The organism is Thalassotalea sp. Sam97 (genome assembly GCF_041379765.1).
Lineage (GTDB): Bacteria > Pseudomonadota > Gammaproteobacteria > Enterobacterales > Alteromonadaceae > Thalassotalea_A > Thalassotalea_A maritima.
In genome coordinates this window covers 1,615,723-1,631,713 of sequence record NZ_CP166919.1, presented here as the reverse complement: position 1 = coordinate 1,631,713, position 15,991 = coordinate 1,615,723, and the positions used below count along the sequence as shown (strand labels likewise).

Genomic DNA, 15,991 nt, shown 5'->3' with positions numbered 1-15,991 from the left:
ACGCACGTTTACCGTATGATTAATTAGTTTTTATCGCAGGTCGTCAACCACATGATAGATTGCGGTTAAAACATCGCGACCTAATAATGCTGAACGCGTATCATTCCAACCTACCACAGGATCGGGTAATAAGTCATTATCCTTGAATGGCATTTCAACGGTATAAGCCAAACACTTAAATGTCTCACCTACCCAGTTTGACCCAACCGTTAAATTGGCTTTACCCGGTTCGTCTTTGTCATAACCGCGGGTATCTTGAAACTCAGGTGTGATATTTAATAACGCTTGCTTGAAACTGTCTTCCAATGCTTTATGACGAGCATCATACGATGGGATGCCTTCACAACCAGCAACAAAATTTACTGGTAACGCTTCATCACCATGAATGTCTAGATGCATATCGACACCCACCTGATGCATTTTCTGGGTAACTAAAAATACTTCAGGGCTCTTTTCCATCGATGGATTTTGCCATTCGCGATTTAAGTTAACGCCAGCGGCATTGGTACGTAGGTGACCGCGAACACTGCCGTCAGGGTTCATATTCGGTACTAAATAAAACACTGCTTTATTTAATAAGGCTCTTGCAACACCGTCGTCTTCATCAAGCAAGCGATCGATAAAGCCTTCCATAAACCATTCGGCCATGGTTTCACCAGGATGTTGGCGAGCGGTTAGCCAAATATTCATTTTTGACTCACAAGGTTGGCCAATACGCAATAAGCTCATATCACGACCGTCTAATGTCTGCCCCAACACTTCTAGATGGCAATCGTTATCGAGTTGAGCTTGGTGAATTAAATCTTGGTGGCGTTCGTAGCTATAAGGCACGAAATAGGCAAAATACATGGCGTCGTATTCTGGGGTGACGGTAATCGTGAGATTTTGGCCGTCAAATTCGGTTGGTACTCTGAACCAATTTTGGCGATCGTATGACGCTACCGCCTGATAATCTTTCCAGCCATCAACATAAGCAGATTGACCGGCATTGGTGATTCGCATTTTGTGTTCACATCGCTCGGGATTGTATAACTTAAAATGGAACCATTGATAAAACTCGGATTGATTATCGTGTTTAATTTCGAGTTCGATATCGTCGGCTTTTTCGCACGTAACAACGCGAATATTACCGCTATCAAAATGAGAGGTGATTTGCATAAGGTATCCCCGTAATATTTTGCCCCCAGTTTACACAACCTTGACCGATTTAAGAAGAACCGAAGAAACAAAAAATCTTTGCAAAGAATACCTAGTGTTTGATAGTGGTTAATTTATCCGCATCATTAAACCAATTTGCGTGGAATAGCCCATAGAACGATACTCAATAGTATGCTGCGGACTTAACACATAGTAACTTGGATAAGCTGAAATTTGGTATGCTTGTTTTACTTGCTCGTTACCAAGCAGTACCGGCATGGTCAACTGAAGATCCAATATAAAATCATCTACCGCCGTTTTGTTGGCAAAATCCAGTGCAACCGCAACAATGTTAATGTCGTCATTATCCTCATAAATATCTTGCAAGTTACCCATACTATACCGACAAACGGTGCACCACGGTGCAAAGAAATAGACAACGGTTTGTTGACCATTTTTGGCTAATAGGTGTTGCGGTTGATAGCTCACATCCAACAACGTAAAGTTTGGTGCGGCTTCGGTATCTGAGTCCAGCATATTGGCTTGCCGATACATAGTTACGCCCTGAAAAATCACGATGATAATGAGCAGTTGTAATATAAAGCTCTTCAAAAGTTCAATCCTTGATAAGTGTTAACGATAAAACATTAGGGTGTCGATTATAAAGCAAGTTACGTGGACCGCTAAATAGCTTATACGCCTATGCTAAACATATATTCGTCTACACCTAAAGAATTCTAAGCGACTGTAATTTGCGATGTTCGTCACTTACGTTTTTGAAAACGGGCACTGTCCTCCACCATGTTTTGGGATGGACTATCTTGCTGCATATATGTTAACCACTACGAAAACCAACTGTAAAGATTGACCCTCTGTGATGGTTAGTGAACTTGCCATAAAGCCAAGGTAAATAAAAAATCATTAGTAATACGAAAGTATGAGATAATAGCGACTGAATAATTATCACATGGTTTATTATGAAACTTTTAGTTCGCAACCTTGCACGCTCGACTACAGAACAAGAAATCCGTATATTATTTTCTAACCACGGTTTGGTAACGGAATGTAATTTAGTTTTAGATCAACAAACGGGTAAATCCAAAGGTTTTGCTTTTGTTGAAATGCCAAACCAAGATGAGGCTAAAACGGCGATATCAGCCCTGCACGAAACAAGAGTTGCAAAGAACAAAATCAGAGTAAAAGTAGCCCAAAAGTAAAACGGTTGGGCCCAGCTATCACCTCAAACACTGCTGAACAATAAATGACAGAGCCCCATCTAAATCGCTGATTTAAATAAGTATCAATTTATCGCGAATGGTGTTTTGCATGTTCGGTTTTTTATATTGTCAACTTCACATAGAAATAAAAAGGGAGCTTAAATTTTAGCTCCCTAGTAAAGTATCAGCCTAAGATGAACCTGGCTTTATTTGTGATGATAGGCGTTAACAAGCGCTGTTATCAGCTTCTTGGTAAACTTAAAACTTTCACACCAGACATTTGATGCATGACACTGACAACCTGACAGCTGTAACCAAATTCGTTATCGTACCACACATAAAGTACCGCACGGTCACCATCAACGATGGTTGCCTGTGAGTCAATAACACCGGCAAAACGTGAACCGACTAAGTCCGACGATACGATTTCAGTTGATGCGGTGTAATCGATTTGATCGCGCAATGGCGAATCAAGTGATACGCCACGCAAGTAGTCGTTCAACTCGTCACGTGTTGTTGCACACTCTAGGTTTAGGTTCATGATCGCCATCGAGACATTTGGCGTCGGTACGCGAATCGCATTACCCGTTAGCTTACCGTGTAACTCAGGTAGCGCCTTTGAAACCGCTTTTGCTGCACCGGTTGAGGTGATAACCATATTTAATGGTGCACTACGACCACGACGCTCTTTGCTGTGGTAGTTGTCGATTAGGTTTTGATCGTTGGTGTACGAGTGAACGGTTTCAACGTGGCCGTTTTTAATGCCGTACTTGTCGTTTAGCGCTTTTAACGTTGGCGTAATAGCGTTAGTTGTACACGATGCCGCGGATACGATCTTGTCATTATCTTCGATCATCTCGTGGTTTACACCGTAAACAACGTTTTTGATCTCACCTTTTGCTGGCGCGGTTAGCAATACTTTACTTACACCCTTAGATTCAAGATGTTGACCTAAGCCATCTTCGTCGGTCCAAATACCGGTATTATCAACCACTAAGGCATCGTTGATACCGTACTGGGTGTAATCGATTTCACTCGGTGATTTAGCGTAAATGACTTTAATGTAAGCGCCGTTCGCACGGATAACGCCCTGCTCTTCATCAACAGAGATACTGCCGTTAAATGCTCCGTGAATTGAGTCACGGCGTAACAACGACGCGCGTTTTTCTAAATCGCCTTTTTTACCTGGACGGATAACAATTGCACGTAAACGTAGGTTAGACATTGGCCCTGTTTTATCAATTAACAGGCGCGCTAAGATACGACCAATGCGTCCAAAACCATATAAAACAACGTCTTTAGGCTCAGCTGCAGCTTGCTCTTTTAGTGGGGACAGTTGCTCTTCTAAATATTGTTCAATTGTTAGCGCGTTAGCTTCCCCATGATAAAGGTAACGGTAGGCAAGCTTACCAATATCGATATTTGCTGGACGCAGTGACATGTTACTTAACGCTTCCACAAATGGAAAACTTTCACGCAAACGTAACTTAGTTTCTTCATGGATACGCACTGATTTATGTGCTTTGATGATATCGATTGCTGATGCATTCACCAGAGGACGACCGTATACAGACACTTCGACACCGAAGTTACGGTATAGCTGACCAATGATTGGCTGCATTTTTTCCGCGAACTCCTGACGTTCTTGCCAGCTTTTTTGATAATTTTCCTCGTGTTGACAAGTCATTACACTACCTTTTAAATTTGTTGTAATAAAAATGAGATATATCCAACAACACGAAGTAGAAATGCCCTAATTGTCATCAACCGTCATCAGCTAACCGAAGGAAATTAAGCTTGCTTCTTACCTTTAACCAGGTTGAACAACAAACAATCGGGGTCGACATTATTATTGTTTTTAGGTCGTTATGCAGCTAGGCGCAAATCTATTCGTTAAGTTGGATTTGCAGGCGGTAATTCTGCGTTACCACTCTGCAAAATCGACGCCATTGTAACTAAGAATGTAACCATACACCACCACTTTCACTGCAACTTTCATAAAAATGAGGTCGCACCCGCTCAAACGAACAAAAAATATACGAAAACAGCTATGCAAAGCCAAATGCTTTTAAATTATTTTGTTGTTATTAGTCTTTAGCGGAAATGTTTACTTTGCACTTTCAGTAAATTGCAGGCTTAACGAGTTTACGCAGTAGCGCTTACCGGTAGGAGCTGGACCATCGTCAAAGACGTGTCCTAAATGAGAGTCGCACGTTGCACATTTTATTTCAGTGCGTACCATATTATGCGAAAGATCTTGGTGATAAGTGATGTTATCGGCAATGGATTGAAAGAAACTCGGCCAACCGCACCCTGATTGGAATTTACTTTCAGAGGTAAATAGTGGTGTTTGGCAACAGGCACACACATAAGTGCCCTGCTGCCAATGATCAAAGTATTTGCCGGAGTAAGGGGCTTCGGTAGCCCCTAAGCGGCAAACACGATAGGCATCAGCGCTCAGTTGTTGTTTATACTGCTCGTCATTTGATGCCATATTCTATCCTGTAATTACAGTTTAATGATTGGGCGCTCAGTATCGGTCCATTCAACGTGATACTTTTGGCTCTCTGGTTTGTCAACACGAGCAAACGTATGAGCACCAAAATAATCGCGTTGACCTTGCAATAAGTTGGCTGGTAATACCGCACTACGCATTGAATCATAGTAGCTTAATGATGCTGAAATTGCGCCAACCGGAATACCCATCATCGTTGCTTTAGCAACCGCTAAGCGCCAGTTTTGCTGACACTCACTTAACTGGTCAGCAAAGAAATCATCCAATAATAGGTTTTCTAATTTTTCGTTACGCTCAAACGCATCGGTGATCGATTGTAAGAATGCTGCGCGGATAATACAACCTGAACGCCAAATTTTGGCAATTGAACCATAATTCAAGTCCCAGTTTTGCTCAACACTTGCCAATTTCATTAATTGGAAACCTTGGGCGTAGGCACAAATTTTTGCGCAATATAACGCATCGTGTAGTTGAGCAATGGTTTGTTGTTTTTCTTCAGCAGTAAAGTTTACCGCTTCTGGTTGTGATAGTTTTTGCGACGTTTCACCGCGTAACTCTTTAAATGATGAAATCGAGCGAGCGTAAACAGCTTGCGAGATTGTTGGTGCTGGGCAGCCCACTTCTAATGAACTTACCGCAGTCCATAAGCCCGTGCCCTTTTGGCCTGCCTTATCTAGAATAAGATCGACTAAATGACTGCCAGTTTCTGCATCTTTATGGCGTAACACTTCTACCGAAATTTCCATCAGGTAGCTGTCTAACACGCCTTCATTCCACTGTTCAAAAATATTGGCAATTTCGTCACATGATAATGATAAGCCTTCACGTAATACATGGTATGCTTCACAGATCATTTGCATGTCAGCGTATTCAATACCATTGTGTACCATTTTTACATAATGACCAGCGCCTGCTGGACCAATGTAATCGGCACATGGTTCACCAGTATTAACAACGTCACCAGGTTTTGTGCGTTCAAGTGGCTTACCCGTTTGTGCATCAACTTTAGCAGCAATAGCACTCCAAATTGGCTTAACACGAGTCCATGCATACGCAGAGCCACTTGGCATCAGTGCTGGACCAAAGCGCGCGCCAACTTCACCACCAGACACCGCTGATGAGAAAAAGATAAAGTTATCTTTATATTTCGCTTCGCGCTCAACCGTATCTGTCCATAAGCTATTACCAGTATCGATAACGATATCATCAGGGTGAATACCCGCACCAATCAGGTTTTGACATACTTGATCAACCACGGCACCAGCCGGTACAGATAATACGATTAAATGAGGAGATTTAAGTTGCGATAACAACTCTGTATATGAAGAACAACCAATAACGCGAGCTTCCTTAGTAGGATTTTCAGCAACGTCTTGTGCCATCGCCGCAGCGACTTTTTCTGAATCAAGATCAAATGCCGCGATCTTGTAACCATTATCTGCTAGGTTAAGAACCAAATTCTTACCCATAACGCCCAGGCCTACAAAGCCAATGTCACACTTGGTGGTGTTTTCAGACATATTATAAGTTTCCATAAAAATACAGCGATTTTATTTTGCGGTGTGATTTCATCGGGTAATGGTAGCGCAATCAAGATCTTAGCAAAGGATAAGCGCTAAGCGAGGCACGCCTTGAAATAACAATAAGTCACAGGCCACAAAATTTTGCGCGTATTCTGCCATAATTGAAGACAATATGTAATATTGATACCTAAGTTTTTACTAAATCTAATAAAACTACATAAAATGGTAAATAAAACTTGATATATTCTTTATTTGTTGTAATTTTACTACATTAATTGAAAACGAAGGATTTTTCCGATGAAAAAGATTGCAATCAATGGTTTCGGTCGAATTGGCCGCTTGGTTTTTCGTGCCGCTTGTGAGCGAGATAATATTCAAGTTGTTGCTATCAACGATTTGATCGATATTGAGTACATGGCCTACATGTTAAAATACGACTCAACTCACGGTCGTTTTAACGGTACGGTTGAAGTAAAAGGCAACAAACTGATTGTCAATGGCAATGAAATCCGAGTCACCGCAGAGCGTAACCCAGAAGATTTAAAGTGGGATGAAGTAGGTGCTGAAATTGTTGTAGAGTCTACGGGACTTTTCCTAACCGATGAAACAGCACGTAAGCACATAACAGCGGGTGCTCGTAAGGTCATTATGTCAGCACCATCTAAGGATGAAACACCAATGTTTGTTGCTGGTGTGAACTTTGATGCGTATCAAGGTCAAGACATTGTGTCGAATGCCTCATGTACCACCAACTGTTTAGCACCGCTTGCTAAAGTACTGCACGACAACTTTGGTATCGAAACCGGTCTAATGACCACGGTTCATGCGACCACTGCAACGCAAAAAACCGTTGACTCACCAAGCTCAAAAGACTGGCGTGGTGGCCGCGGTGCTGGTCAAAACATCATTCCTTCATCAACGGGCGCAGCAAAAGCTGTTGGTCGTGTTATTCCTGAGCTTAACGGTAAACTTACCGGTATGGCATTTCGTGTGCCAACACCAAATGTATCGGTTGTGGACCTTACTGTTAATTTGAAAAAGCCAGCAACCTACGCTGAAATCTGTGAGGCTGTAAAAGATGCGTCAGAAGGTGCTTTAAAAGGTATTATCGGTTACACCGAAGATGCCGTTGTGTCTAACGACTTTATTGGTGAATCATGCACTAGCGTGTTCGATGCCACTGCAGGCATCGCCATGACGGACACGTTCGTAAAAGTTGTATCTTGGTACGACAATGAAATGGGTTATTCACAAAAAGTATTGGACTTAGCTGAGCATATTTTTGCCTACGATGCTTAAGGCAACGCAATTCTGATTGAAAACGAGCCCATAGCGGCTCGTTTTTTTTGCCAAGAAAAAAGACAATCATTAAACACTAAGTAAAATTGATACTAATAGTGAAATCACACTGTTCAGGTGTAAAGCTCCAAATGATGTAAAAAAATAGTTAATAATAATTATTTTTCTGATATCGTGTTTACTCCTGTATCTACAGGTATTTCTTTATCTTCAAGGAGTTAAATATGATTAAGAAATTAATGCTGGCAACCAGCATTGTACTATCAGGATGTGCAACCGTTACCATACAACCAGAACAAACGGTGAAGCTTTCAACCAAACCATCATACCAAGAATCAAAGCACTTTTTTTTATGGGGACTTGCTGGCGAGCATAGAGTAAATGTTACTGAGATTTGCGGTGATCAAAAGGTTACACAAATGCAATCTCAACAAACATTTATTGACGGCGTGTTAGGTATTGTCACCTTAGGTGTTTATGCTCCTCATTCGGTAAAAGTTTGGTGCCAGGAATCTGGAGTAGAATCATGAAAAAGTTATTAATTTTAATCGCTATGTTTTCTATGTCTGCATGTACGACCATTCACTTTGATAAAACACCGATAAAAACGACAGCCAGCGTGGCAAAAGAACAGTGGCATCACAACTTTATATTGGCACTGTATGAAGGCTCATCTCCTGTTGATTTGAAAAGTACATGTGACGAACAGGAATGGGTAACGGTAAAAACAGAAACGTCATTTGTAAATGGCTTAGCAGACTTTGGTTCTCAATTAGTTATTGGTCCTTTATGGTCACCAAGGACAGTAAGTATCAGCTGTAATGAGTCATGAGTTCTATACCGAGGTGTTAATGTGATTATTGAGGACTGATATCACCGCGGTCCCGTATTTAACAAATACCGTCAAGAGGAATATAAAAAAACCGAGCAGAGCTCTAATGCCGATCAGTTAGGCATTATTAAAAGGATCAGTTGAACGATCCGCACAGTATGTAAAAATCCGATAAACATCGTTTATCGGATTTTTTTATGCACGTATCTCAGGCTCTAGACATCATCAACAACTTCAAGCCCAATCAAGTTGAAACATTGGCAGACATGCTGCCGTTAAAACTCATCGAAGAGGCCTATCAGCTTTCGGATACTGTGACGCTGAGAAAGCGAAAGTTAACTTTAGAATCTATGGCATGGTTACTTGTCGGTATGGCTATTTATAACGACAAGTCTATGGCAGATGTAGTAAACATGCTTGATATTGTTGATAGAGAAGGTAAGCCTTTTGTTGCTCCAAGCGCGCTCACTCAACGTCGAAAGGATTTAGGAGAGGCGGCTGCCAAAGCTTTGTTTGAATGTACGGGACGTCATTGGTATGAACATGCAAAATTACCGACGTGGAATGGGCTAACGTTGTTAGGCGTAGACGGGGTAGTTTGGCGGACAGAAGATACGCCACAGAATAATGAATCCTTCCTTAAGCCAACTAACCGTGATGGTCTTGAAACCCAGTATCCACAAGTACGTATGGTCTGCCAAATGGAATTAAGCAGTCATTTAATTACCGGCAGCGCATTTGATTGTTATAGCGTGAATGAAATGGTACTGGCCCAGCAATTAATTGAAACGACACCAGATAATAGTCTGACCCTATTTGACCGTGGTTTTTACTCGCTTGGCTTGCTGCACAAATGGCAAACAACGGGGACTGAACGCCATTGGCTTATACCGTTAAAAAAGAATACTCAATATGAAGTTATACGTAAGTTAGGTCGTCAGGATAAGCTTATCAAACTGACAAGCAATCCCCGAGCGAGAAAACTATTTCCTGAGTTACCAAAAGAGCTTATTGTCCGACTGATATCCAGAACGGTAAAGGGAAAGCAATATGATGTGCTTACATCCATGGTTGACCCTATGCGCTATCCTAGTGCGGACATAGCCGATTTATATAGTCATCGATGGGAAATTGAACTTGGCTACAGGGAGCAGAAGCAATATATGTTTGGCAACAGATTGACATTGAGAAGTCGTCTACCCGAACTCGTCAAACAGGAGCTCTGGGGCGTACTGTTAACCTATAACCTCATTCGGTATCAAATGGTCCAGATGTGCTACAGTCTCAAAGGCGACTATTTACCGTATCAGCTCAGCTTTAATGGCGCGCTTGCTCATATTATGAGATTGCTAGTCGGTCTTCCTTACTCATCGCCAGGCGCAGTTCCACAGCACCTTAAAAGCTTCTATAGTATGGCTGGAAGCCTCATATTAGAACCGAGAAGACAAAGAACATTCCCAAGGAGTGTAAAAAAACGACCTAGTCGTTATCCTAGAAAAAACAATGCCGCTCACCTTAAGTGAACGGCATTAAAGCAGAGCTCGGTTTTTTATTAAAACGATAATATAACGCGCAAATTACTTAAATTTTGCTGCGGCTTCTACCGCTTTCTTGGTAATTTCAGTAATGCGATCCCAATCTTTATTTTTCACCGCATCATCAGGGACCAACCACGAACCGCCAATGCATTTAACACTGTTAAGTGATAAATAGTTGCCCATATTATCTTGATTGATACCACCTGTTGGGCAGAACGTAATATTTGGGAACGGACCCGCAATCGATTTGATCGCCTTAGCACCACCAATAGCTTCAGCTGGGAAGAATTTAAAATGATCAAAGCCTGCGTCAATACCTACCATTAGCTCAGAAATTGAAGCGATACCCGGGATCAGAGGTACGGTTGATGACTTAGACGCTGCTAATAACTCGCGAGTCAAACCCGGGCTAATTGCAAATTTAGCACCCGCTTCAACAACTTGTTGAAACGTTTCAGGGTTAATTACCGTACCAGCACCAATCATAGCTTCAGGTATTTCTCGGGCAATTTCACTGATAACGGCTAAGGCATTAGGTGTACGTAACGTTACTTCCAATACCTTAATACCACCTTTCATCAATGCGCGAGCAATAGGTACTGCATCTTCAACGTGCTCAATGACCAAAACAGGGACGATAGAGCCCATAGCGAAAACATCTTTTGGCTGAGTTAGCCATGTATTAGTTACAGTCATAAGGCCTCATTACTGTTCATTTGTAAAAGGTAAGCGCTCGCGCCTAAAATACCTGGTTGTGATTCAGTGATCACATACGTTGGTATCGCTTCGTTGAATGCTCGGAAACGATTTTTTGCTTCAAAACGCTCACGAAATTCACTGTTGTCTAAAAATTCGATAAAGCGAGGTACAATGCCGCCAGCGATGTACACACCGCCAAACGCAGCAGTTGTAAGCGCCAAATTGCCTGCAAAACTGCCTAAGGTCTTACAGAACTGATGCAATGCTTGTGAACAAATATCGCATTCACCATCTAACGCACGAGCAGAAATGTCTTTCGCAAGTAGCGATTCGGCATCAACGCCTTTAATGTGGCATAACGCTTGATAAATTTGTTCAATACCTAAGCCACTTAATAGTTGCTCGTACGATACACGTGGGTATTTGCCATTTAAAAATCGTAAAATTTCAATTTCGGTTTCGTCTACGGCGGCAAAGTCGGCATGACCTCCTTCACCACCTACGCTCACCCACTGGTCATTGCCCCAAATAACGTTAGCAACACCTAATCCAGTACCCGGACCACAAATCGCGATAGGCTTTTGCGCAACAGACTCGCCACCACCTACTTTAACTTTCTGATCATCTCTCAGCTGCGGTACAGCCCACGCAATCGCCGTATAATCGTTAATCAAGTATAAACGATTCAATTGCAAGTTTGCTTTTAATTGAGATTTTGAAAATTCCCACGGCAAGTTGGTCATACTGATCAAGTCTTGATCAACAGGACACGCAATCGCTAAGCAGGCATTCACTTGGCGACTGTCAATGTTAAACTCATTAAAATAAAGTTCTAACACCTCTTGTAAACTGCCGTGCTCAGCGCATTGGAATAGCTTTAAATTTTCGATGCTCGCATCGGCTTGAACCATACCGATGCGTAAATTAGTACCACCAATATCAGCGACTACATTAATTACACCTGCCGACATTTATAGATCTCCGTCATGAAATAGTGAACAAGCACCCGTTTCGGCACTACTTAAATTCATTCGCATGAAGCCAAACATTTCACGACCAACGCCTTGATGCTCTGCGTATGCGGTAAAACGTGCTTGTTCACGCTTAGCAAGTTCTTCTTCGCTGACCATTAAGGTGAGTTCACCTGTAACGCCATCAATTAAGATCATGTCGCCATTTTGTACTTTATTAATGAGCCCACCGTCTAATGCTTCGGGAACCAAATGAATTGCAGCAGGCACTTTACCTGAGGCACCAGACATACGCCCATCGGTTAACAGCGCCACGTGGAAACCTTTATCTTGCAACACCCCTAATGGTGGAGTTAATTTATGTAGCTCAGGCATACCACGGCTTTTCGGACCTTGGAAACGAACGACAGCCACAAAGTCCTTGTCTAAGTCACCCGCTTTAAACGCTTTTTCTAAATCATGTTGATCTTCAAACACAACGGCAGGCGCTTTAACAACTTCGGTACCAGGACGCAATGCAGAGGTCTTTAACACTGCGCGACCTAAGTTACCTTTAAGAAGTTTTAAGCCACCATCGGCTTTAAATGGTTCACCATCTTTTGCGATAATACCGTCATCACCGGTTACATCCGGACCATCAACCCAAACAAGTTTACCGTCTTGTAACGTTGGTACTTGCGTGTATTTATCTAAACCTGGGCCACAGATTGTTTGTACATCTTCGTGTAAGCAACCGTCAGCAATAAGCTTTTTAAACACTAATGCCATCCCACCAGCTTCTTGGAATTGGTTAATATCGGCAAAACCGTTTGGATAAATACGGGTAATTAATGGCACGGCATCAGATAAGTCAGCAAAGTCATCCCAGTTGATGATGATACCCGCCGCTTTTGCAAAAGCGATAATATGCATTGTTAAGTTGGTTGAGCCGCCTGTGGCAAGCAATGCAACAATCGCGTTAACGATAGATTTCTCATCGATCATCTCACCAACCGGCATAAAATTACCTGATTGCTGAGTTAAACGCGTAACCTGACGAGCGGCCGCTTTGGTAAGCTCTTCACGTAACTCGGTATTTGGGGCAACAAATGATGAACCCGGTAAGTGCAAGCCCATGATCTCAACAACCAATTGGTTTGAGTTGGCAGTACCATAAAAGGTACACGTGCCTGGGCTATGATACGATGCAGATTCCGCTTCAAGTAGCTTGTCTTCACCAACTTCGCCTTTAGCAAATTGCTGACGCACACGCGCTTTTTCTTTGTTCGGTAGCCCAGATGGCATTGGACCTGCTGGAACAAACACAGTCGGCAAGTGACCAAATGTCATTGCCGCAATCAATAAGCCCGGCACGATTTTGTCACAGATACCGAGCATCAAGGTACCATCGAACATATTGTGTGATAAACCGACAGCACTCGACATGGCAATCACATCACGGCTCATCAAACTTAAATCCATACCCGGTTGACCTTGGGTAACACCATCACACATCGCTGGTACACCACCAGCAAATTGGGCCACGCCACCGGTTTCCGCTACCGCTTCTTTAATGATAGGCGGATACGTTTCATAAGGCTGATGTGCAGATAACATATCGTTATAAGCCGATACGATAGCAATATCGCTGTGATTTAAACCAGTAAGCTTTTCTTTGTCTTGCTTTGAACAAGCTGCAAAGCCATGCGCTAAGTTACCGCACGACAATACAGAGCGATGAACTTTGTCAGATTTAGCACGATTAATTTTTTCCAGATACTGAGCACGCGTTGCTCGGCTGCGTTCAATAATACGCTCAGTAACGGCTTGAATTTGTGGTTTTACCATGGTTATTCCGCCCAAAAGATATCTATAGTTTTTTCCGGATGATGTAAGAATGCACGTATTGGCATAGCCATCGCGTCTTTCGATGATAACGCAGTCTCTAAGACCTGCTGTTTACTGTCACCAACAATGTGAAGGTACAGGTGTGACGCATCGATTAATGCCGGAAAGTTAAAAGTAATGCGCTGATATGGCGCTGTCGTTGGTTGCGTAGCCATTAAACAAGGTGCAACAGACTCATCTAAGCCCTGCTCGACTTGCTCTGAACACGGAAATATTGACGCCGTATGACCATCTTCACCCATACCTAAGATCACCACATCAAGTGGTAATAATGATTGAGCTTGCTGATTTTTATTCGCTAGGATTTGAGAATCAAAGTCTTGATTTTCAACCAAAGAGAACAGGGTCGCTTTTTTCGCTTTATTCTGTAATAAGTTTTCGCGTAACAACTTGTCATTCGAATCCTGATGGTCCGTTGCGACCCAACGATCATCGGCTAATGTCACGGTCACTTTATCCCATGCAATATCCTGCTCGGACAAAGCCGCAAAAAATCCCTTGGGTGTGCTACCGCCAGAAAAGGCAATACTCGCTTTACCATTTTTGCTAATGGCATCTTGTAACTGCGCTGCTACTTGCTTTGCAAATGCATTGTCAAGCTCTGCGCGAGAGCTAAAATTATTATTGTTAAACATTCATTCGTCCCAATTTCTGTCGTCGCGTGCAATCAATGAAATAGAAGATACCGGACCCCAAGAGCCTGCGGCGTAACCTTTAGGTGGTTCGTTTGATGAATCCCATGCAGCCATGATTGAATCAACCCACTCCCAAGATGCTTCTACTTCGTCACGACGAATAAACAAGCCAGCATTACCATTGATGGCACTTAAAATAAGGCGTTCATAGGCATCAACAACGCGCGTTGCATCGGCAAAGTCTGAGAAGCTCAAATCTAGCTTCGCTTCGCGAATTTCTAATTCTTTACTAATACCAGGCACTTTGTTCATTACCGATAACTCTACGCCTTCATCTGGCTGTAGGCGGATAACTAACTTATTCGGAGGTAATTCACTATAACTGTCACCAAAAATATTATGCGGTTGATGCTTGAAGTAAATCACAACCTCAGAGTATTTTTGTGGCATACGTTTACCTGTGCGCAAATAAAACGGCACACCTGCCCAACGCCAGTTATCAATTTCAGCTTTAATGGCTACGAACGTTTCGGTTGTACTGTTAACATTCGCCCCCTCTTCCTCAAGGTAACCTGGTACTTCGCTACCATTTAAGAAACCTTTGGTATATTGGCCACGAACTGTCTTGTCATGAACATTGCTTCGATCAATTTTGCGCAACGCTTTTATGACTTTTAATTTTTCGTCACGAATATTTTCTGCTGACAAATCTGTTGGTGGTTCCATTGCTAACAAACTTAAGATTTGTAGCAAGTGATTTTGAACCATATCTCGCATTTGCCCTGTGTCATCATAAAAACCCCAGCGGCCTTCTATGCCCACACTTTCAGCTACCGTAATTTGCACATGATCGATGCAATTGTGATCCCAATTGCTGCTAAATAACGAGTTAGCAAAGCGTAACGAAATAAGGTTAAGAACGGTTTCTTTACCAAGGTAATGATCGATGCGATAGATTTGTGGTTCGTCGAAGTGACGGCTAACGAGATCGTTAATAACTTTTGACGATTCAAGATCAGAACCAATCGGTTTTTCCATTACCACACGGGCAAATTCATTATTAAGTTGTTGCGATTCTAAACCATCGGCGATCATGCCATAAATGCTTGGCGGGGTAGCAAGATAATACAAAACGTAGGCATCTTTGCGGATTTTTTTAGCTAATGCCTTGTATCCCTTAACGTCAGAGAAGTCTAATTTGGCATAACTGAAATGAGTAATAAATTGTTCTACTACATCATCGTCTAACTGGTCTTTTATAAAAGTCTGTAAGCTCTCTTTGACAAATTTTTGAAATTCTTTATCGTCCATGTCAAGTCGAGCTACGCCAATAATATTGACGTTTTCAACCAGTAGATTTTCCTTGAAGAGATGATATAACGCGGCAAAAAGTTTTCGTCTTGAAAGGTCACCCGCTGCACCAAATAAGACGATTTGTTCGGCAGCACTGGGGTTTACTTGAATCATAGGAAAGTATCTCTAGTTCAACTGAAAATAAACTACATTTTATATTAATCTAAACATTTTGTCTTGCCAGGTAAAGAGTTTTCTGTAATTTAATTACAGCGCAAAGTTTCACCGAAAACACCGATATTTATAGGTTTGTACTAAAACCACTAAATAAGACAACAAAACATAGGTCAAAGTATGCAAACCTTTCAATAAAATGAAAGTATTTATGAAATTTTTTTACAAAATGCTATGTTATTGTATAGAAATGGATTAAAGTAATGTCATA

The 15,991-nt window shown here is 42.0% G+C and carries 15 protein-coding genes; 5 read left to right on the top strand and 10 right to left on the bottom strand.

Annotated features, from left to right (window positions below; all coding sequences use genetic code 11):
• Positions 1 to 30 precede the first annotated feature (30 nt).
• On the bottom strand, positions 31 to 1,158 hold the full coding sequence (locus ACAX20_RS07290; protein ID WP_371189508.1) for a M14-type cytosolic carboxypeptidase: 1,128 nt from the start codon (positions 1,156 to 1,158) through the stop codon (positions 31 to 33).
• A gap of 108 nt (positions 1,159 to 1,266) precedes the next feature.
• Positions 1,267 to 1,749: a TlpA family protein disulfide reductase gene (locus ACAX20_RS07285; RefSeq protein WP_371189507.1), complete on the bottom strand. Its 483-nt coding sequence runs from the start codon at positions 1,747 to 1,749 to the stop codon at positions 1,267 to 1,269.
• A gap of 365 nt (positions 1,750 to 2,114) precedes the next feature.
• Here ACAX20_RS07285 and ACAX20_RS07280 point away from each other — a divergent pair, with 365 nt between their 5' ends.
• Positions 2,115 to 2,354, top strand: coding sequence for an RNA recognition motif domain-containing protein (locus ACAX20_RS07280; protein ID WP_371189505.1), 240 nt, complete (start codon positions 2,115 to 2,117; stop codon positions 2,352 to 2,354).
• A 241-nt stretch (positions 2,355 to 2,595) separates the two neighbouring features.
• Here ACAX20_RS07280 and ACAX20_RS07275 read toward each other — a convergent pair whose 3' ends face one another.
• The 3 genes from ACAX20_RS07275 to gndA all read right to left on the bottom strand — a co-directional run bounded on the left by ACAX20_RS07275 (position 2,596) and on the right by gndA (position 6,389).
• Positions 2,596 to 4,041 carry a glyceraldehyde-3-phosphate dehydrogenase gene (locus tag ACAX20_RS07275; protein WP_371189504.1) on the bottom strand — a complete coding sequence of 482 codons (1,446 nt, stop codon included), beginning with the start codon at positions 4,039 to 4,041 and terminating at the stop codon, positions 2,596 to 2,598.
• Between the two features lie 420 nt (positions 4,042 to 4,461).
• Positions 4,462 to 4,848 (bottom strand): peptide-methionine (R)-S-oxide reductase MsrB, encoded by a 387-nt coding sequence (gene msrB / locus ACAX20_RS07270; RefSeq protein ID WP_371189503.1) that lies wholly within the window; start codon positions 4,846 to 4,848, stop codon positions 4,462 to 4,464.
• Positions 4,849 to 4,862: 14 nt separating this feature from the next.
• A complete protein-coding gene (gndA, locus tag ACAX20_RS07265) occupies positions 4,863 to 6,389 on the bottom strand; it encodes an NADP-dependent phosphogluconate dehydrogenase (RefSeq protein WP_371189501.1) in 1,527 nt (508 codons plus the stop codon).
• Between the two features lie 300 nt (positions 6,390 to 6,689).
• Between gndA and gap the strand changes: the two genes are divergently transcribed.
• The 4 genes from gap to ACAX20_RS07245 all read left to right on the top strand — a co-directional run bounded on the left by gap (position 6,690) and on the right by ACAX20_RS07245 (position 10,046).
• Complete coding sequence (gap, locus tag ACAX20_RS07260) at positions 6,690 to 7,691, top strand: type I glyceraldehyde-3-phosphate dehydrogenase (RefSeq protein WP_371189500.1); 1,002 nt, start codon at positions 6,690 to 6,692, stop codon at positions 7,689 to 7,691.
• A 224-nt stretch (positions 7,692 to 7,915) separates the two neighbouring features.
• The gene (locus ACAX20_RS07255; protein ID WP_371189499.1) at positions 7,916 to 8,221 is read left to right on the top strand and encodes a Bor family protein; all 306 of its coding nucleotides are present in this window, start codon (positions 7,916 to 7,918) and stop codon (positions 8,219 to 8,221) included.
• Entirely contained in the window at positions 8,218 to 8,523 is a 306-nt protein-coding gene (locus ACAX20_RS07250) for a Bor/Iss family lipoprotein (RefSeq protein ID WP_371189497.1), read from the top strand. Before ACAX20_RS07255 ends, ACAX20_RS07250 begins: the two co-directional genes overlap by 4 nt.
• A gap of 197 nt (positions 8,524 to 8,720) precedes the next feature.
• Positions 8,721 to 10,046 (top strand): IS4 family transposase, encoded by a 1,326-nt coding sequence (locus ACAX20_RS07245; RefSeq protein ID WP_371188834.1) that lies wholly within the window; start codon positions 8,721 to 8,723, stop codon positions 10,044 to 10,046.
• 54 nt (positions 10,047 to 10,100) lie between these two features.
• Here the strand turns inward: ACAX20_RS07245 and ACAX20_RS07240 are convergent, their stop codons facing one another.
• Genes ACAX20_RS07240 through zwf form a run of 5 tightly spaced genes read right to left on the bottom strand, consistent with a single transcriptional unit; the run spans position 10,101 to position 15,720 of the window.
• Entirely contained in the window at positions 10,101 to 10,757 is a 657-nt protein-coding gene (locus ACAX20_RS07240; RefSeq protein WP_371189496.1) for a bifunctional 4-hydroxy-2-oxoglutarate aldolase/2-dehydro-3-deoxy-phosphogluconate aldolase, read from the bottom strand.
• Entirely contained in the window at positions 10,754 to 11,731 is a 978-nt protein-coding gene (locus ACAX20_RS07235; protein ID WP_371189495.1) for a glucokinase, read from the bottom strand. Before ACAX20_RS07235 ends, ACAX20_RS07240 begins: the two co-directional genes overlap by 4 nt.
• Complete coding sequence (gene edd / locus ACAX20_RS07230; protein ID WP_371189494.1) at positions 11,732 to 13,558, bottom strand: phosphogluconate dehydratase; 1,827 nt, start codon at positions 13,556 to 13,558, stop codon at positions 11,732 to 11,734.
• 2 nt (positions 13,559 to 13,560) lie between these two features.
• Positions 13,561 to 14,253, bottom strand: coding sequence for a 6-phosphogluconolactonase (gene pgl / locus ACAX20_RS07225; protein ID WP_371189492.1), 693 nt, complete (start codon positions 14,251 to 14,253; stop codon positions 13,561 to 13,563).
• Positions 14,254 to 15,720 carry a glucose-6-phosphate dehydrogenase gene (gene zwf / locus ACAX20_RS07220; protein ID WP_371189491.1) on the bottom strand — a complete coding sequence of 489 codons (1,467 nt, stop codon included), beginning with the start codon at positions 15,718 to 15,720 and terminating at the stop codon, positions 14,254 to 14,256.
• Between the last annotated feature and the right edge of the window lie 271 nt (positions 15,721 to 15,991).